16 protein-coding genes and 3 pseudogenes are annotated in these 16,359 nt (G+C 69.0%); 9 read left to right on the top strand and 10 right to left on the bottom strand.

All coding sequences use genetic code 11. From position 1 onward, the window contains the following. Positions 1 to 158 precede the first annotated feature (158 nt). The 5 genes from ACWCP0_RS34755 (at position 159) to ACWCP0_RS34735 (ending at position 4,796) form a co-directional block, all read left to right on the top strand. Positions 159 to 869, top strand: a complete 711-nt coding sequence (locus ACWCP0_RS34755) for a YoaK family protein (RefSeq protein WP_451082742.1) — start codon at positions 159 to 161, stop codon at positions 867 to 869. 99 nt (positions 870 to 968) lie between these two features. Continuing rightward, positions 969 to 2,855: an amidohydrolase gene (locus tag ACWCP0_RS34750; RefSeq protein WP_451082741.1), complete on the top strand. Its 1,887-nt coding sequence runs from the start codon at positions 969 to 971 to the stop codon at positions 2,853 to 2,855. A 283-nt stretch (positions 2,856 to 3,138) separates the two neighbouring features. Then, complete coding sequence (locus ACWCP0_RS34745) at positions 3,139 to 3,312, top strand: hypothetical protein (RefSeq protein ID WP_451082740.1); 174 nt, start codon at positions 3,139 to 3,141, stop codon at positions 3,310 to 3,312. 92 nt (positions 3,313 to 3,404) lie between these two features. After that, complete coding sequence (locus ACWCP0_RS34740) at positions 3,405 to 4,193, top strand: MIP/aquaporin family protein (RefSeq protein ID WP_451082739.1); 789 nt, start codon at positions 3,405 to 3,407, stop codon at positions 4,191 to 4,193. Positions 4,194 to 4,271: 78 nt separating this feature from the next. After that, positions 4,272 to 4,796: a hypothetical protein gene (locus ACWCP0_RS34735; RefSeq protein WP_451082738.1), complete on the top strand. Its 525-nt coding sequence runs from the start codon at positions 4,272 to 4,274 to the stop codon at positions 4,794 to 4,796. 42 nt (positions 4,797 to 4,838) lie between these two features. On the opposite strand, the gene ACWCP0_RS34730 is transcribed toward ACWCP0_RS34735, so the two are convergent. From ACWCP0_RS34730 to ACWCP0_RS34720, 3 genes are all read right to left on the bottom strand, one after another. After that, entirely contained in the window at positions 4,839 to 5,867 is a 1,029-nt protein-coding gene (locus ACWCP0_RS34730; RefSeq protein WP_451082737.1) for a S66 family peptidase, read from the bottom strand. Positions 5,868 to 6,043: 176 nt separating this feature from the next. Further along, positions 6,044 to 6,853, bottom strand: a complete 810-nt coding sequence (locus ACWCP0_RS34725) for an SMI1/KNR4 family protein (protein WP_451082736.1) — start codon at positions 6,851 to 6,853, stop codon at positions 6,044 to 6,046. 186 nt (positions 6,854 to 7,039) lie between these two features. Beyond that, complete coding sequence (locus ACWCP0_RS34720; RefSeq protein WP_451082735.1) at positions 7,040 to 8,059, bottom strand: hypothetical protein; 1,020 nt, start codon at positions 8,057 to 8,059, stop codon at positions 7,040 to 7,042. Positions 8,060 to 8,366: 307 nt separating this feature from the next. Between ACWCP0_RS34720 and ACWCP0_RS34715 the strand changes: the two genes are divergently transcribed. Next, positions 8,367 to 9,140 carry a YrhB domain-containing protein gene (locus ACWCP0_RS34715; RefSeq protein ID WP_451082734.1) on the top strand — a complete coding sequence of 258 codons (774 nt, stop codon included), beginning with the start codon at positions 8,367 to 8,369 and terminating at the stop codon, positions 9,138 to 9,140. On the opposite strand, the gene ACWCP0_RS34710 is transcribed toward ACWCP0_RS34715, so the two are convergent. Then, entirely contained in the window at positions 9,131 to 9,679 is a 549-nt protein-coding gene (locus ACWCP0_RS34710) for a hypothetical protein (RefSeq protein ID WP_451082733.1), read from the bottom strand. The two genes, ACWCP0_RS34715 and ACWCP0_RS34710, sit on opposite strands and share 10 nt — an antisense overlap. 599 nt (positions 9,680 to 10,278) lie before the next feature. On the opposite strand from ACWCP0_RS34710, the pseudogene ACWCP0_RS34705 reads away from it, so the two are divergent. Together ACWCP0_RS34705 and ACWCP0_RS34700 are read left to right on the top strand one after the other, a co-directional pair. Continuing rightward, a pseudogene (locus tag ACWCP0_RS34705) lies at positions 10,279 to 10,509 on the top strand (IS110 family transposase); the annotation flags it as partial. Then, positions 10,485 to 10,971: pseudogene (locus ACWCP0_RS34700) on the top strand (Tn3 family transposase). The pseudogenes ACWCP0_RS34705 and ACWCP0_RS34700, both read left to right, overlap by 25 nt. Positions 10,972 to 11,064: 93 nt before the next feature. Here ACWCP0_RS34700 and ACWCP0_RS34695 read toward each other — a convergent pair. From ACWCP0_RS34695 to ACWCP0_RS34685, 3 genes are read right to left on the bottom strand one after another with little or no spacing between them, the layout of a single operon-like run. Beyond that, positions 11,065 to 12,072, bottom strand: a complete 1,008-nt coding sequence (locus ACWCP0_RS34695; RefSeq protein ID WP_451082732.1) for a transporter — start codon at positions 12,070 to 12,072, stop codon at positions 11,065 to 11,067. Then, on the bottom strand, positions 12,069 to 12,965 hold the full coding sequence (locus ACWCP0_RS34690; RefSeq protein WP_451082731.1) for an ABC transporter ATP-binding protein: 897 nt from the start codon (positions 12,963 to 12,965) through the stop codon (positions 12,069 to 12,071). Before ACWCP0_RS34690 ends, ACWCP0_RS34695 begins: the two co-directional genes overlap by 4 nt. Next, positions 12,962 to 13,366, bottom strand: a complete 405-nt coding sequence (locus ACWCP0_RS34685) for a GntR family transcriptional regulator (protein WP_451082730.1) — start codon at positions 13,364 to 13,366, stop codon at positions 12,962 to 12,964. The genes ACWCP0_RS34690 and ACWCP0_RS34685 overlap by 4 nt, the downstream gene beginning before the upstream one ends. 163 nt (positions 13,367 to 13,529) lie before the next feature. Between ACWCP0_RS34685 and ACWCP0_RS34680 the strand changes: the two genes are divergently transcribed. Further along, positions 13,530 to 14,351 (top strand): recombinase family protein, encoded by an 822-nt coding sequence (locus ACWCP0_RS34680; protein WP_451082729.1) that lies wholly within the window; start codon positions 13,530 to 13,532, stop codon positions 14,349 to 14,351. Positions 14,352 to 14,561: 210 nt separating this feature from the next. Here the strand turns inward: ACWCP0_RS34680 and ACWCP0_RS34675 are convergent, their stop codons facing one another. From ACWCP0_RS34675 to ACWCP0_RS34665, 3 genes and pseudogenes are all read right to left on the bottom strand, one after another. After that, positions 14,562 to 15,179 (bottom strand): TOPRIM nucleotidyl transferase/hydrolase domain-containing protein, encoded by a 618-nt coding sequence (locus ACWCP0_RS34675; protein WP_451082728.1) that lies wholly within the window; start codon positions 15,177 to 15,179, stop codon positions 14,562 to 14,564. A gap of 52 nt (positions 15,180 to 15,231) precedes the next feature. Beyond that, positions 15,232 to 15,483, bottom strand: a pseudogene (locus ACWCP0_RS34670) (transposase); the annotation flags it as partial. 11 nt (positions 15,484 to 15,494) lie between these two features. Continuing rightward, positions 15,495 to 15,701: a hypothetical protein gene (locus ACWCP0_RS34665; protein ID WP_451082727.1), complete on the bottom strand. Its 207-nt coding sequence runs from the start codon at positions 15,699 to 15,701 to the stop codon at positions 15,495 to 15,497. Between the last annotated feature and the right edge of the window lie 658 nt (positions 15,702 to 16,359).

Below are 16,359 nucleotides of genomic sequence, written 5' to 3'. Positions count from 1 at the left end.
TCCACCCCCACCTGGCAGGCCGGGGCCGGACATCCTCCGTCCCCGGCCTGCCGGCCGGAACCGCCGACCGAGTCCGACGGGCCCTCACCAGGCAGCCCACCGGGGCCTCATGTCCCGGGCAGCGGCACAGCGCACCGCTCGAAGGAGCCCCACCCGCCGTGAACGGCAGCACCCCCGACAACCACGGTCCCCGGCACGCACCGGCCCACGGCGATCGACTGCGCGTCCCACTCACCGCGCTCACCGTCGTCACCGGACTCGTCGACGCGATCAGCTACCTGGGACTCGGCCAGGTCTTCACCGCGAACATGACCGGCAACGTCGTCATCATCGCGTTCGCCGCGGCCGGGGCTCCGGGCTTCTCGCTTCTCGCGTCCCTGGTCTCCCTCGCGGCGTTCCTCGGTGGAGCGGTCGTCGCGGGACGCCTGACACTGGCATTGCGTCAGTATCCGCCCCACCGCTGGCTCTGCATCTCCCTGGCCGTCGAGGCGGTGCTCCTGCTCGTTGCCGCGGCCGTGGCGTTCGCCGTCCCGCACCAGGCGCGCTACCCGCTGATCGTCCTGACGGCGGTGGCCATGGGCATACGCAACGGCACCATACGCAAGCTGGCGGTGCCCGACATGACCACCACCGTGCTCACCCTCACCGTCACCGGGCTGGCCTTCGACTCCTCGCTCGCGGGCGGCACCAACCGCGGGGCCGCCCGCCGCATCATCGCGGTCCTCGCCATGCTCGCCGGTGCCCTGCTGGGAGCCTCGCTCGTGCTGCACCACGGACTGGGCTGGCCCTTGCTCATCAGCGCCGTGAGCGTCGCGGCCACGGCCCTCGTACTCCTCCGCATCCCCGCGGCGGAGTCCCGCAGCGCGTGAGCGGACCGAACGCCGCAGGCGACCGTCCAGGCCCCGCGGCCGCAAAGCGCCCACCGCAACCCCACCCCACACCCCTTGACCTACTTTCGGGAGATTCCCATGGCTACGATTCCCGTCGGCGGGCTGGTCCCCGTCGCCACCGACGACCCTGCGGACATAGTGGTCCGCAATGCGAAGGTCCACACCGCCGATCCCGCCCGCCCGCAGGCCGGCGCGGTCGCCATCCGGGACGGCCGCATCACCGCCGTCGGCGACGACGCCGATGTCGCACCGCTTGTCGGGCCGCGGACCCGGGTGGTCGACGCACTCGGCCGCAGGGTCGTCCCCGGCCTCAACGACGCACACCTGCACGTCATCCGCGGCGGACTCAACTACGTCCTGGAACTGCGCTGGGACGGCGTGCCGTCGCTGCGGCAGGGGCTGGCGATGCTGCGCGAGCAGGCGGGCCGTACCCCCAAGGGGCAGTGGGTGCGGGTGGTGGGCGGCTGGACCGCGGACCAGTTCGCCGAACGCCGCCTGCCCACGGTCGCGGAGTTGAACGCGGCGGCCCCGGACACCCCCGTCTTCGTGCTGCACCTGTACCAGTCCGCGATCCTCAACCGCGCCGCGCTGAAGGCCGCCGGGTTCACCAAGGACACCCCCGACCCCAAGGGCGGGCAGATCGTCCGCGGCCACGACGGTGAACCCACCGGGCTCCTGCTGGCCGCGCCCAGCGCAATGCTCCTGTACTCGACGCTGGCCAAGGCCCCGATGCTGGAGGGCGAGGACAGGAAGACCTCCACGCTGCACTTCCTGCGCGAGCTCAACCGGTTCGGCCTGACCTCGGCCATCGACGCCGCAGGCGGCTTCCAGAACTTCCCCGACAACTACGGCACCGTCACCGACCTGGCCAAGGAGGGCAGGCTGTCCCTGCGGATCGCCTACCACCTCTTCCCCCAGACCGTGGGCCAGGAAATCGACGACCTCAAGCGCTGGATCGAGATGGTCCCGCCCGGCGACGGCGACGAGTGGCTGCGCCTCAACGGCGCGGGCGAGAACCTCACCTGGGCGGCGGCCGACTTCGAGAACTTCACCGAACCCCGCCCCCAGCTCGCCACCTACGAAGCCGAGTTCGAGGAGGCCGTCCGCCTGCTGTCGCAGAACGGCTGGGGCTTCCGCCTGCACGCCACCTACGACGAGACCATCCGGCGCGACCTGGCGGTCTTCGAGAAGCTCGCCGCCGAGGGGCTGTTCCCGGCCGGCAACCGCTGGCTGTTCGACCACGCCGAGACCGTCACCCCGGAGAGTCTGGACCGCATCGCCGCGCTCGGCGGGGCACTGTCCATCCAGAACCGGCTGTCCTTCCAGGGCGAGGCGTTCGTCCGCCGCTACGGCGCCGCCGCTGCCGAGCAGGCCCCACCTGTACGGGCCATGCTGGAGCGCGGGCTGACCGTGGGAGCCGGCACGGACGCCACCCGCGTCTCCTCCTACAACCCCTGGGTCGCCCTGCACTGGCTCGTCTCCGGCAAGACCGTCGGCGACCTGACCATCCACTCCCCCGGCAACCGCGTCGACCGCGAGACCGCACTGGCCCTCTACACCCAGGGCGGCGCGAAGCTGACCGGCGAGGACGACGTCAAGGGCGTCCTGCGCCCGGGCTACTACGGCGACCTGGCCGTCCTCTCCGACGACTTCTTCACCGTGCCGGAGCAGGACATCCCGCACATCGAGTCGCTGCTGACCGTCGTCGGCGGCCGCATCGTCTACGCCGCCGGCGCATACGAGGGCCTGGAGGAGGAGCTCCCCGCGATCAGCCCGCAATGGAGCCCAGTCGCCCACTTCGGGGGCTACCAGGCCACCGTCAAGCCCAGCATCTCCGGCGCCCGCCAGGCCGAACTCCTCGGCCAGGCCGTCGCCGAATCCGAGCAGCACCGCCAGTGGCGCGCTCAGCGCGGATTCACCCCCGAAGAACCCACCGAGATCTTCGACACCTGCTTCGTCCTCTGATCCCGGGAATCCGCGCACAGCACATCAGGAGCACGTCGTGGGACACCGGACTGCTCATCGTCTGGCTCACGGTCGGACTGCCCATCGCCGGACACGGCATACAGAGAGTCAGTTTCCTGCTCGGCGGCCGCGGTCCGGAGGGAGGCGTCGAGGAGTTCCGCAATGACGGTTTCCGCGGCGGCCGCCTCACCGCGGTCGCCGCGGGCCGGGGCCTGATCGGCGGCGGCCTGCGGCTGCCGCCGGGACACTCAGCCCGCCGGCAGCCCTCATCACCGTCGGCGTGATGACCGTCGCCCTCACCGTCAAGGCCCACAACGGCGCGTGGGTGCAGAACGACGGCGACGGCCCTGGTAGCCCTCGTCCTCGGTACGGGCAGCGGCCTGCTCACCCGGAAGTTCCTGCACCGCGCTCCCGCGGCATCAGCGGGCCCGGCACCGCGCAGGGCGTGGAGACCTGACCCAGGCCCTCCACCTCTCGCGCCGGCGGGCACACACATTCCCGCCGGCGCGGAGCGCCTCCCTCCCAGCCCCCGTACAGGAAGCCACCGTCATGAACGACATCACCGCACCCTCCTCGGCCTTCCGGCACAGCGCCCAGGAGTTCCTACTGACCTTCGTCCTGCTGTTCGGCGTGACGACCCTCGTGCGCTGGGTCATCGGCCCGTCCGCCGTCTCCGACGCGATCCCCGGAATCCACCTGAAGCTGCTCGTCGTCGGTGTGGCCGTCGGCCTCCTCGTCACCGGGCTCATCCTCAGCCCTCCCGGCAAGCAGTCCGGCGGGCACATGAACCCGGCGATCTCCCTGGCCATGTGGCGCTTCGGGGTCTTCCCCGGCGCGGCCGTGACGCCCTACATCGTGGCCCAGCTCGCCGGATCCCTGCTCGGTGTGCTCGCGGCGCGGGGCGTGTGGGGCAGCGTCACCAGCGCTCCCCCGGTGGCCTACGCCGCCCTGCAGCCCGCCCCCGGCTGGTCGGCCACGGGGCTCTTCCTGGCGGAGACGGCGTCCATGGGTGTCATCGTGCTCCTGGTGGGACTGTTCCTGTCGGTGCACCGGCTGACGCGCTTCATCCCCTATCTGGTGGGCCTCCTCGTCGGCCTGTCCATCGTCCTGCTGGGCACGAGCACCGGCGGCAGCGTCAACCCCGCCCGCCAGTTCGGCCCGGCGCTGGCCGCCGGACAGTCCGGCTTCCTGTGGGTCTATCTACTGGCCCCCATGCTCGGCGCCGTCCTGGCACCGGTCGTACGGGATCTGCTCCTCGGACGCCGCCGGGTGCGCACCCACCGGCGGCACGGCGCCCACACCGACGGGTCGCCGGTGCACGACCCCGCGACCCCGTGAACCTCGCACACCCGGGTACGGGTCGATCGACCGGAGCACCTGCGGCTGCCCGTACGTGCGGGGATCGGTCCCGTCCGGGTGGACGGTGCGCCAACTGATCGTTTCAAGAATGAGCTCGGCAACGCCGCTGCGTTCATGGCTCGCAGATCAATGACCCGCAGTTTTGATCTCTTCGGGGATGCTGATTCCTGCGGTGCGCACGATGGCGTGCAGGCAGTCCAGGCCGGCGAGTTGGCGTTCGGCGGGTTCGATGGTTCGGCCGGACTGCTCGAGAAGGCGGCGGAGGACCTCACGCAGGCGTCTGTTGATCGTCTCTGGGCGGACGCCGAACAGGGTGGCGATGGCGACCTGCGGCAGGGCGAGGTGGTGGTGGAGGAACGCCGCCAAGAGCCGGTCGGCGAGGGTGGTCTGCGCGCGGCGCCCGGTGGTGACGTCGCCACCAGCCGAACTCGGCCCGGGCAGCCCTCAGCGAGCTGGTACAGAGAATCTTTGGCCCACCTGAACTGGGCACTTGTCACCATGATGACCCGGCGTCCGACCTGCAAAAGCCCCCGCGCCGACTGGACAAGGAAGCACACCGTGGAGGGGGAGACACGCAATTGAACCGCTCAAGTTCCGTCAGCGGTTGGCGACCGGCCTGGCGCGTCAGTCCAAGGTCTGCGTCAGTTCGCTCCGGCTCGATGAATGAACGATGCGGCCGTACGCTCCGTTGACGATCGGCATGTAGGGCGGGACATGGCCGCACTCGATGTCGGCGACGATCGGCACGTTGAGAGAACCGAGTGCGTCCAGGACGGCCTCGTGCTGGCTGAGGGAGCGGTTGTCCGGTGCGTTGGTTCGCCCGACGAGAATCGCGTTCGCCCGGTCGAAGAACCCAGCGAGCCTCAAGCCATGCAGGTTCCCGCAGATGGTAAAGGCGTCGTGACCGGCTGCCTCCACATACACGAGAAGCCCATCCGGGGACTCATTGCGAGCGAAGGCCGAGACGTCGAGGTAGGCCGTACCCGCAAGATTGCAGAGCGTTTCGATGCAGCCGCCGACCAGTCTCCCCTCGGCCTCCACGTCACCGCCGCCGTCGAGCCGGGTCCAGGCGCCCAGGGAGTCGAGCGTGTACTCACGTATGTCGGGGAAGGCGGCGAAGTCGTCGAAGCCGGTGGCCCGGTGGCGACCTGGCGGGATCTGGGTGAGCCGGTGCCCCGGAGGTGCGGCGACGATGTCGAGCCACGACAGCAGCCCCTCAGGCACGCGATAGGGCGTGTCCATGAGGTTGTTGCCGTGGACCGTCGCGGTCCCGGTGAGCAGAGTCAGCGGTGTGATAAGGGTCGAAATATCGGAGAACCCGACGAGCCAGGTCGGCTCTGCCTGCCGCAGCCGGTCCCAGTCGAGCAGCGGTATCAGGTCGATCGCGGTCTCTCCACCCCATGGCGGCACGATGGCTCTGATGGTGGGATCCGTCAGCATCGACATCAACTCGCTCGCGCGGTCGGCGGCCGAAGCGCTGACGTGCCCGGAGCCGTCAATGCACTGTCCGACGACGACCTCGTACCCGCGGTCCTGCACGTCACGAACTGCGACATGGAGTCGCTCACGTAGTTCCTTCGCGACTCCGCTCGACGGAGCGGTAACTCCGACACGGTCACCGGGACGCAGGGGCCGCGGGTATCGCACTGACATGCTCCGGATTCTGACATAACGCCGTGGCCGAACGACACCGAGTTCTGATGCACGCCAAACAGCTACGACCTCATATCATCTGGCGAGTCTGCGGTGGCAGATGCAGATCCGGGATGTTGCCCTGCTCCCCGTAGGCGCCGCCAACCGAGCTGCGGATGCCGTTGGCGGCGGGGGCGTCACTCGCTCTCCCGGTAGTTCATGAACCAGTGGGTGTCGAAGTAGTGGGCCATCGTGAACGGGTGGTGCGGGTCGAGGAGGATGCGACAGACGAACTCCGCGGCCGGGCAGTCGAAGGGGACGACCTGGCCGTCGAAGGTCTGGACCGCGACGGGCCAGCGGTCGGGGTCGCCGTCGTCGGTCCGCCAGCAGTACAGGTCCTCGTGCTCGGTGCCCGCCCAGATGAGCAGGCCGTCCTCCCTGAGGTCGGTCCACGGCTCCTGGTTCAGGGCGAGGTACGCGTCGAAGGCGCCGGTCCCGAACGTCTCCACCATGCGTTTGTAGTCGCCGGGAAGGCGCGTGCCCAGGCGCGCCTCGGTCTGCGCCCAGCAAACGTCCGGCCGTCGCGGGGGCGGGGTCCAGCCGGTGATGCCGATGAGCCGCTCGACCCAGTCCTCGTCCTGGTCGAGCGCCCCCATAGGCGCCCCCGCGGGCAGCGCCTGCGTCCGCCGCGGCGCGGTCGCCAGCACCGGCCGGACGACGCCTTCCGCGTCCCGCGCGGTCCCGGCGCCGATCCACTGATCCCCGTACGCCCATGCCCGTATTGTCACGCCCCGGCCTTCGAGGAGGGCTAGGAGAGCCGCGCCGCAGGACTCGTCCACGGTCGGATCCGAGAAGCCGTCCAGGGCGAGGGTGCGCGGGGCCCCGTGACGATCGGCCAGCGACTCGACGAGCATATGCGGGTCGATGTCCAGAGGCAGGTGCAGAGACCCGCCCGGGGCGGCGAGCCGGGCCAGCAGGTCGTTGAGCGTCGATTGCGTGAGCTCCATGGCGGACAGTGAAGCGCACCGCACTGACAATGGGTCTGCCCGCAGACGTATCTGACGTCGCTACGGGAGGTTGGCTCTGTCCACGAGTTGGACAGCAATTGCTCAGCATTTTGGGAGGCACCTGTGCGGCGTCCTGTTCGATGTTCACGGCAGGTGACAGCACCGGTCCGAGAAGCTCTGCCCCGCCTATTGGATGCTCCATCGGTTTGGGTGCCCGGGCTCGGTGGGGCAGGCGAAAATGTTCAGCAGACCGTCTCGGCCGATCGTGAGCTTCGTGGGGCAGCGGTCCCGCAGGTGCCCTGCGACGTCCCACTCCTCAGTAGGCATCCAGCTGCCGTTGGCGCCGTCCCACTCGCGGCTGTCGACGGTCAGCAGCAGGACCATCGGTGCAGCACAGGCTTCGCAGTTCATCGGGTAGGGGTCGGTCGTGTGCCAGGAGGGGAACCCACCCACCCGGCAACCCTGCGGAATCGACAGATCGTGGTGGTAGGTGACCAGCTCGTCGTCCAGGCCGTCCTTCTCTGCCTTCCGTTCCTGGGCCTCCTCCCAGGCGTCGATCCTGGCGCCCAGCCTGGCCGGCAGCGAGCCGGCGTACGGGTAGGTGACGACGTGCTCGGGGTGCAGCACGCATGGCTCGGCGATCGAGCCCTCGAAGCCGACCAGCGGCGGCTGCGGCGGAGCGTCCAGCGGCACGGCAACCTGGTCGGAACGGCGCCAGCGTACGTGCAGGGCCAGGCCGTAGCGGCTTGGGCCATGTGCCTCGAACGGGCACCAGAGCACCTGGAGCAGATCGCAGCCGTCCGGGCCCGGCGTGAGGCCGGGCACGTCCCGTCGGTACAGCTGGACCAGGCCGATCAGCGGGATCGGATCGGCGTCGGCGACGTCCGGGACGCGATGCTTGCGGCCGAGCTCCGTGAGCAGGACCCGTTCGTCGTCGGTGGGCTGGTCACGGGCCCAGGCGTCCGTGAGCAGCTGTCGCCTGCGATGGATGTCCGCGATGCGGTACCCACGGCTGCGTTTGTGCGGCTCGGTGCACACCGGCCACGGTTCGTCGGCCGGCCACAGCAGAGGACCGCCGACCGAGCTGACCGACGCGTCCGGACGCCCCGGCCGCGGGTGCAGTCGGGTCGTCACACCCCGGAACGCGCCCAGCTTCGGGAAGAGCTCCTCGACGTGCACCGGGCGCGGCGGCGTAGTTCTGGTCATGTCGGAGACCCTAAGCCACCGCGTCGGCCCGGCTCAGAAGTGCCTGTGCTGTCCGAACTCGTGAGTATTTCGATTCGAGAGAGCGGACCAGGTGACTCCCGATCTGGTGAACAAGTGCTGTCCGATCTCGGGTTCTGGCTCAACTTCTGTTTGCGCCGTGAGCCGCTGTTGGTTCGAGTGGAGGTGGAAGGCCCGCACCAACCCGCTGTCGCAGCAGCCGGGTTGAAGCTGAGGGCAGCCTGATCCGGGTAATACCAGTAAGGGCGAGAGCGGCCCTGACAAAGCCGGGACGTGTCCACTCGCCGCCGTGCTGATCAGACTCACTCAGATCATGCGCGGTTGGGCCAACTACTCGATACCGGGCCAGCGCGATCCCCAACCCATGGCAGCCTGCGAACCCCGTCCGACGGCAGAGACCGTGGAGAGCCCGTTTGCACGCGTGATTGAGCAAGATGCCGCGGTTCGGATCGTTGAAGAAGAGCTGGAACGCGACTATCAGAGGGAGTTGTCGGCGGGGCTGGACCCGATGCGCATGGCTGTGGCACATGTGGAGCAGCACGAGCTGGTGTGGATCGTCTCCTGGACGTCCGAGGAGTACCTGCGCACCCGGAATCCGGACTTCATGCTGGCCGGGAATGGGCCGTACCTGGTTGACCGCCTCGACGGGAGTCTGCACCAGATCGGTGTCATCTCCGCAGTAACGGACGCGTGGGAGGCGGACTACCGAGTCCGTATTCGAGGGCAGGTCATACGGACTGTGGTGAACGATCTGCACGATGAAGTCCGGGCGGTAGCGGCCGATCGCGGACGGATTCATGCCATGCACACCCTGCGCCAAAGGGTTCCCGTGCTCTCCCACGCCCAGGTCATCGAGTACGTGACTGCCTTGAAAGCCGTCAACGCTCCGGCACACCTCGTAGAAGTCGCCACCGCAGAGCTGGTGCCGCCTGTCGATCCGGTTCTGTCGGTGCGGACCATCCGTAGAGCTGGGCACCGTCGAGCACACCCTGACCTTGGCGGCGGTCCTTCAGATGTGCTTGCGGGACGCGATGCAGTTGAACCAGACCCGCTTCATCGCTGATCTTGGAGCAGCACTCCAGCAGCGACCGACAGGTTATGAAGCGAGGAGCACCCGCTTGCGCAGGAGCGAGAATCCGGCGCCGCCAGGACAACGTCCGCACGCAGGCTCCCCCTCGCCGAAGCGGTGAACGTGCCCGCAACCGGTAACGCCACCTCCTTCTTCCAGCCGCGCAGATGCCCCACATCGCGCAGCCTCACCGGCAGCACCCGCTGCTTGGGCGGGCGGCCGCGCGGCGGGCGACCGGCTCCGTCGGCAAAGGTGGTGACTGACGCCCGCGTTACGGAGGTCTGCGCATCCGCCCTCCCCGCCAGCACCAGCTGCCGCAGCTGCTCAGCCGTGGCGACCTTCGGGAAGCCCTCATCCGAGAGCCAGCGCGATACCCGAACATCACCCCGCGCCGGCTCCGGGTATTTCGTCGACCGCGCGATGCGCACCACCACCGGATGTGCCACGAGCCGGAACAGCGCGTTCTCACCCAGGCGGATCAGAGACGCGCCAACGCCGTCGAGGCCCGCATGTCGGCACGCCGCAGCCAACACCTTCTTGGCCTCCGCTCCCCGCCCCTATGGGGCGGGAATTCCTACCACGGTCGTCTGACCGTCTCGGTGGGTTCCTCATGGGCAGCGGTGGGAGCCGGAGAAGCCTCGACATCACCCAAGCCGTGAGCGCTTCAAGATGGAGCGGCTCGATGGTTCCCACCCCGCTGGGTGGCAGGAGTTGATGTCGAACTCGTCGGTGGGTTCCGGGGCCTGGACCCCTTGAATGCAGAGTCGAGCCGACAGCATCTCCCGCTGTCCCCCGGCACGTTGCCGACGGCCGGCGTCAGTACGACGTCCTCCGTTGATCAGGGCAGAAGCCCTCAAAGAAGACTGGCGGGTGCTGGCGCTCGCCGTCGACAACGTGACCGATCACATGATCGGACCGTTGATCGTCGTGGTCCGAGCCGCTCGCAGGGGCCACCTCTGACATGTTCGCAAGCCACCGAGCTCTCTCCAAGACTGAGGACCTTGCGGGTCGCTGGGGTCACGAACGGCTGATCGGATGACGGGCCACCGAGCCCTGCCATGAGGGAGACGCGTGCCCCGCATGGCTGTGACCAGCCGAATCACGCTAACCAACCGAGAGGGCGTGAACCAGATTGAGTGTGTTCTGCGGCATCGACTGGGCAAGTGACCACCATGACGTCGTCGTGGTCGCCGACACCGGCTCCCTGCTGTCCAGAGCGAGGATCAACGACGACACTGAGGGTCTCGCCCAGCTCATGACGATCCTCGCCGAGCACGGCGACAGCGCCGACACCCCGACACCGGTGGCAATCAAAACGTCCCGGGGCCTGCTGGTCTCCTGTCTGTCGGCCGCGCCCAGAAGACCATCTTCGTCGCCCGCTACCTGCGGCTGCGCGACATCCAGCGCGAGATGGAGGAGGGCCTGAACGTCATGGAGTCCTCCAACGGCGCCAACAGCGTGATCGCCTACGGCAAGGGCGGCGAGATCGACTCGAACCGGCGCGGAACAGGAGATGTTCGTCCTGTGCCTGCGGATCCTTCAATCCGCCTTGGTCTATGTGAACACCCTGATGCTCCAGGACGTCCTCGGCGAGCCAGTGTGGGCCGACCTGCTCACACCTGCCGACCGGCGCGGGCTGACCTCGCTGTTCTGGTCCCACGTTCGCCCGTACGGAGAGGTGAAGCTCGGCATGGCCGCCCGCCTCAACTTCGCCGCGGCCACCCTGCCCGGCCCCCGGACACCACCGGACGACGCAGACGGCGCCCCAGGACCGGGCGGAAGACGGCCTTGGGGCCAACGGGACAGCCAATATCGGCGAGATTGATCTTGAATGGTGAGAGGACCCTGTCGACGCCGCGCGGGGCAGCCGGGACCCGGCTGCCCCGCGCGGTTGCTCCCATAGGGGGACTGGCGTCTGTCAGGTCAGTCGGCGGCGGATCCACCAGACGCAGAACCCGGTCAGGGCCAGGGCGAGGCCGAGGAAGAGCCCGGTCTCGGCCCATTGAAGGGCCCAGAAGTTGCCGGCGGGCTGGTACGTCACCTGCTGCTTGTAGCCCAGGGCGCCGAGGTCGGCGATGCAGCGCTCGAATTGCTGCAGGGTGGGCGGGCCCGACTCGGTGTGCAGGCAGTCGGCGAAGGACGACGGCACGGGGGCCGGCTGACCGGCGGCGTTCAGCGTCTGTTGGGAGGTGACCCAGGCACCGGGCACTTCGGGGTGCGCGACGATCTGTTTGGCGCCCTCCTGGATGCTGATGGGGGCGCCGCCGGGCTCGATCGGCACGGTGGTCCGGTCCGGGGCGGCCAGGTGGGGCCGGATCCACATCGGCGCGGAGATCTGGACGGCGGCGTAGACGGCGAGTGTGGTTGCCATCGCGGGCAGGGTGCGGCGGATGACGAGGCCGAGGGCGACGCCCAGGACGAAGGCGAAGGCGGCATGGGCCATGGGGACGACACCCCGTGCGGCGAAGGCGACGGGGTCGAGCCGCGGGAAGTACGTGTCTGTCGCGCCACCGCCGTTGACAGCCCGGTCGATGGGGCTGCTCCACCAGCTCACTGCGAGTGCGGCCAGTCCGGCAGCGGTCATGGCGGCCGCCGCACCAAGGCCCAGCTTGGTCGCCAGCCAGCGCGTGCGGGTGACGCCCTGGTTCCACGCGAGGTAGTGGGTGCCGGTCTCCAGTTCACGGGAGACCAGCGGCGCGCCCCAGAACATCCCGATGACCGCCGGCACGGCAAGCACAACCACCAGTCCGGCGTAGTAGACGGTCTGGTCCGAACTGGAGAGCCGGTCCACCAGGCTGCTGCCGGCAGCTCGGTAGAGGTCGGCCAGTTGTGGGCCGGTGACCGCGAGGGTGGTGGCGAGGGCAGCCACCGCGGCAAACATCACGGCGGCCTCGGTGCGGAACTGGCGCCAGGTCAGCCAGATCATCGGAGTACCTCCAGCGCGGGTCGGGTGTCACGAACCGCATCGGCGGGCCGGGTCATGTAGGCCAGCACGATGTCTTCCAGACCGAGCAGGCTGACGGTCCAGGACGGATCGTGGACCGCGGTGTCGGTGCGCACCAGGAGGGTGGTCTGCCGGTCGGTGTGGCTGGCGGTGATGACGTGCTGACCGGCCGGAAGCGTGTCCGGGTCCCGGCGCGGGCCGGTGAGCCGGTGGTGGCAGGCGACGAGGTCGTCGATGTCGCCGGCCACCTGCACCCGGGAGTCGACCAGCACGATGACGTAGTCGCAGGCCCGCTCCACATCGGAGACCAGGTGGGAGGAGAGCACGACGCTCAGCTCGTGCTCGGCGACGGCCTCCATCAGGTCCTGCATGAACTCCCGGCGGGCGAGCGGGTCCAGCGCCGCGACCGGCTCGTCCAGGATCAGCAACTCCGGGCGCTTGGCGATGCCCAGGGTGAGAGCGAGCTGCGCGCGCTGGCCGCCGGACAGCTTGCCGGCCCGCTGCTTGGGGTCCAGACCGAGGCGACGGATCCGGTCCCGCGCCAGGCCGTCGTCCCAGTTCGGGTTGAGGCGCTTGCCGAAGTCGAGGTGGTCGGCGACGCTCAGCGCGGCGTAGATCGGGGTGTCCTGGGCGACGAAACCGACCTTGGCCAGCTGTTCCACTCCCGCAGCAGGACGGCCACCGCACACCTCGATGGTGCCTGCTGTCGGGGTCAGCATGCCGGAGGCCAGGTTCAACAAGGTCGACTTGCCGGCGCCGTTGGGGCCGACCAGGCCGACCACCCGGCCGGCGGGGACATCCAGGTCGCAGTTCTGCAGCGCCCAGCGCTGCTTGTACCTCTTGCCCAGGCCCTGGGCTCGCAAGACAGCGCTCACGCTACGTCCTCTCCGGCGGCGTCACGAAAGGTGGTCATGAACAGCGCCTCGATGCTCTCCTCGTCGAGCCCGGCCAGGCGGGCCTTGGTCAGCCAGCGCTGCAGGTCCTTGCGGAGCGGTCCGTGCGCGGCGAGCGTGGCGTCGGCCAGCGTCCGGGTCACGAATGTCCCGACGCCGGGACGGGCGGCCACCAGACCGTCGTGCTCCAGCTCCCGGTAGGCCTTGAGCACCGTGTTCGGGTTGACCGCCATCTGCTTCGCCACGTCCTTGACCGTCGGCAGCCTGTCCCCCTCCTTCAGCAGGCCCAGGCGCAGTGCATGGCGCACCTGCTGGACCAGCTGCTGGTACGGGGACAGGCCGGACCGGCCGTTCAGGTGGAACTCAATCACCGGTTCCTCCATTTATCTAGTTGCCTAGCACTATAGCCCTCTACGTCGACCATTCGGCAAGGCATGCACTGCGGCGCCAGCAGCCCGACACCGAGAGGGGCCCAGCCGCGCAAGGTTGGCGCTCGCCAGACTCGCTCGGGTGTCGAGAAACGACCGTCTGCCGACACTCAGGCCCGTGATCACGAACCCGCAGGTGGGCAGCGTCGACAACCCGCGTCGGAAATCAACGTCGGTGAACGGTCCGGCCGATGGATTCCGACACGTGCTCATGGGCTACGCGCGTGTCTCCACCGCCGACCAGAATCATGATCATCAGATCGACGCCCTACTGCGGGCCGGCGTCGACCGCGACAACATCCACGTCGACACCGCGAGCGGCGCGAAGGCATCCCGCCCGAAGCTCGACCTCGTCCTGCAGCTGCTGCGCGAGGGCGACACACTGAAGGTCACCCGGCTCGACCGACTCTCCCGCTCCGTACTGCACCTGGTGCCCCTCGGCGCCGACCTGCGCGAGCGCGGGATCGGTCTGCACGTCATCGAGCAGGGCATCGACACCTCCACAATGGAGGGCCGGGCGATGTTCGGGATGCTGTCCGTGCTCGCCGAGCTCCAGCGTGAACTGATCGTGGCGAACACCAACGACGGGCTCGCCTCCGCACGGGCCCGCTGCCGGGTCGGCGGACGCCGGCCCAAGCTCACCAAGGACCAGGCGGCGCTCGCCCAGCAGCTCTACGACGCCCGGGAGAAGACCGTCCAGCAGATCGCGGAACGGGACGCGGCCAAACCCCCCGGGCAACGCGGCCAGTACCGGGTGCTTGAGGACACCCAGACCCTGACCGGTCCCCGCAAGCGGGACCCGCAGATCACCGTGCGCCTGTTCGGCGTGCCGAGGTCGCCGGTGTACGGGCACCTCGACAAGGCCAAAACCGTGCGGCGACAGCAGACGTCAGAGCAGCGGCACCTACAGGTGGCGGAGTCACACGGGGCCGGGGCGTGACGATCTGCCGCCCCTTGAGAGAACGATCACTGAGCCGTCGGTTGGCCTGCTGGTGTGAGGCGACAAAGAAGGACTAGGAACACCGATGGATCAACTGAACCCGTGCGGCAAATTCTGCTGGGCCTCATTGACCATGACGCAGCGCTCGTTGGAGCGCACACACTCCACGCACACCGTCTCACCTCTGCCGAAATCAACGTCGCCCAGCGGTCAGAGGCTGGTGAGCAGGCCGTCGAGTGGGGCGGGTATGCGGGCGGGGTCGAGGGCCTCGACGAGGACACGGCCGTAGCGGATCTTGCGCCCCTTTTTCGTGCCGAGGAAGCGCCGCAACTGCTGCTGCGAGGTGCGGCCCCGCTGTGCGGGTTGGCGCAGGAAGCTCTGCAGGGCGCGCAGGTCGCCCTCCGCCCGGACGAGCTCCTCCACCCGTGTCACGCCCAGCGCGCGGATGAGCTCGTCCTCCAGATCCGCCGCGCAGACGAAGAACCCTTGCTGTGCTGCCTTGGCCCGCTCCAAGCCGCGGGCGTAGTAGCGACGCTCCGCCTCGTCGCACAGTCCCGTGAGGCGGAGGCCCAGGCCGGGTGGCCCGAGGAGGCGGGCGAAGCGCCCGACGCTCATCGCACCGCCCATCGGCAGGACGCAGACTCCTTCGGCCTCCAGGTTCCGGTCGCGACTCGCGGCCAGCGCGCTGACCGCTGCAGCGTCGCTCGGCCCTTCGAGTAGGACGGCTGCCCGGACGGGCAGCCGCGCGGCCAGCTCGCGCGCGGGGTCGCCGGGGCCACCGGCCGCCCACGCGGCGACCGCCTCCCGGAACGACCCCATGTCAGCCATGAGACGAGTCTGCGCCCTTTCCGGCCACGACGGTAGGGAATTTCCGTCAGCGCGTCGATCGGCGGTGAGCAGTCGGATCCGACGGTCCGAACGGAGGAGGAAGCTGCCGACAGGAGCAGCCGGAGGTGGCGACGAAGATGATCGCCGCCAGCACCTCCCGGTCTGCGTACCGCCGTCGGCCGCCGCCCCGCGGCCGTGAAGGCAACTCGGGCACCACTCGCTGGAAGAGCTCCCACAACTCATGCGGCGCCATGGGCTCCACGATCCCCACAGCCGCAGACCACCGGTCGTCGTCAGCCCACATGAGAGGAGTTCTCAGTTCTTCGCCACGTCGTGGACGAGGTGCGTCACGCGGTCTCCGCAGATGACCTGCGAAGGGTTGTCGAGCAGGATCGGATGAGCCAACGCGCCCGTCGCGAAGAACGGGCGGCCCGAACCGAACACAACGGGGACGACATTGACGACGACCTGGTCGATGAGGCCGAGCCGCAGGGCCTGTCCACCGATCTGGCCGCCGGACACGTCAACGATCCGGTCCGTAGCGCTGGGCGGCGTCGATGGCCGCCTCGACGCTGTCGACGAACGTGAACGGCGGCGCCGGCATGCTCCCAGTTCGCCGACGGTTCGTGGGTGACCACAAAGACGTGCTCGCCTGCGGCGGGCTTGCCGTTCCATCCGTTCGTCAGGTCGAACAGCCGCCGGCCGACGACGACGCAGGCGACGTCGCGACAGTGGGTACGCCTGAAGTCGGCCGAAGCCTGAGTGGTCCGGCACTCCTCGTCACCGCCGGGGAAGGACCAGCTGACGTCTCCGTTGCCGTACCAGTCGCACAGTGGCCCGACCCCGTCGTGGTCGTCGGCCATGAAGCCGTCCAGCGAGACGACTGCACCCATGACTGCCTTGCCCATCTCGACTCTCCTCGTCCATCCGGATGCGTCCCACCCAGTACTGACGCAGGCCCACCCGGCAACCCAGCCAGGGTTCGATGAGATCGCTCAAGGTCGATGAGACGGGACATCCGCCACGGGCAGGCTGCCGACGACCGGACACCTCGTACATGATCACGAATTGCGGCTGGAGTACTCAGCGGTGGTCTCACGGAGGAAGGTGTTCCAGCCCCCCGCAGGGGACTGTCCGACCTCGAGCGTACGGAGCTTCGCGAGGATCTTCGGGTCCTGGA

This window comes from Streptomyces sp. NPDC001970 (genome assembly GCF_053594115.1).
Note: the sequence above shows the minus strand (reverse complement) of the source record. Positions and strands in the feature narration are given on the sequence as shown.

What these genes read in the sequence shown, in the direction of transcription:
- ACWCP0_RS34675 (WP_451082728.1), bottom strand. Translation starts at nt 15,179, where the DNA reads ATGGCTGACATGGGGTCGTTCCGGGAGGCGGTCGCCGCGTGGGCGGCC.
- ACWCP0_RS34685 (WP_451082730.1), bottom strand. Translation starts at nt 13,366, where the DNA reads ATGGAGGAACCGGTGATTGAGTTCCACCTGAACGGCCGGTCCGGCCTG.
- ACWCP0_RS34750 (WP_451082741.1), top strand. Translation starts at nt 969, where the DNA reads ATGGCTACGATTCCCGTCGGCGGGCTGGTCCCCGTCGCCACCGACGAC.
- ACWCP0_RS34730 (WP_451082737.1), bottom strand. Translation starts at nt 5,867, where the DNA reads ATGTCAGTGCGATACCCGCGGCCCCTGCGTCCCGGTGACCGTGTCGGA.
- ACWCP0_RS34745 (WP_451082740.1), top strand. Translation starts at nt 3,139, where the DNA reads ATGACCGTCGCCCTCACCGTCAAGGCCCACAACGGCGCGTGGGTGCAG.
- ACWCP0_RS34695 (WP_451082732.1), bottom strand. Translation starts at nt 12,072, where the DNA reads ATGATCTGGCTGACCTGGCGCCAGTTCCGCACCGAGGCCGCCGTGATG.
- ACWCP0_RS34740 (WP_451082739.1), top strand. Translation starts at nt 3,405, where the DNA reads ATGAACGACATCACCGCACCCTCCTCGGCCTTCCGGCACAGCGCCCAG.
- ACWCP0_RS34725 (WP_451082736.1), bottom strand. Translation starts at nt 6,853, where the DNA reads ATGGAGCTCACGCAATCGACGCTCAACGACCTGCTGGCCCGGCTCGCC.
- ACWCP0_RS34720 (WP_451082735.1), bottom strand. Translation starts at nt 8,059, where the DNA reads ATGACCAGAACTACGCCGCCGCGCCCGGTGCACGTCGAGGAGCTCTTC.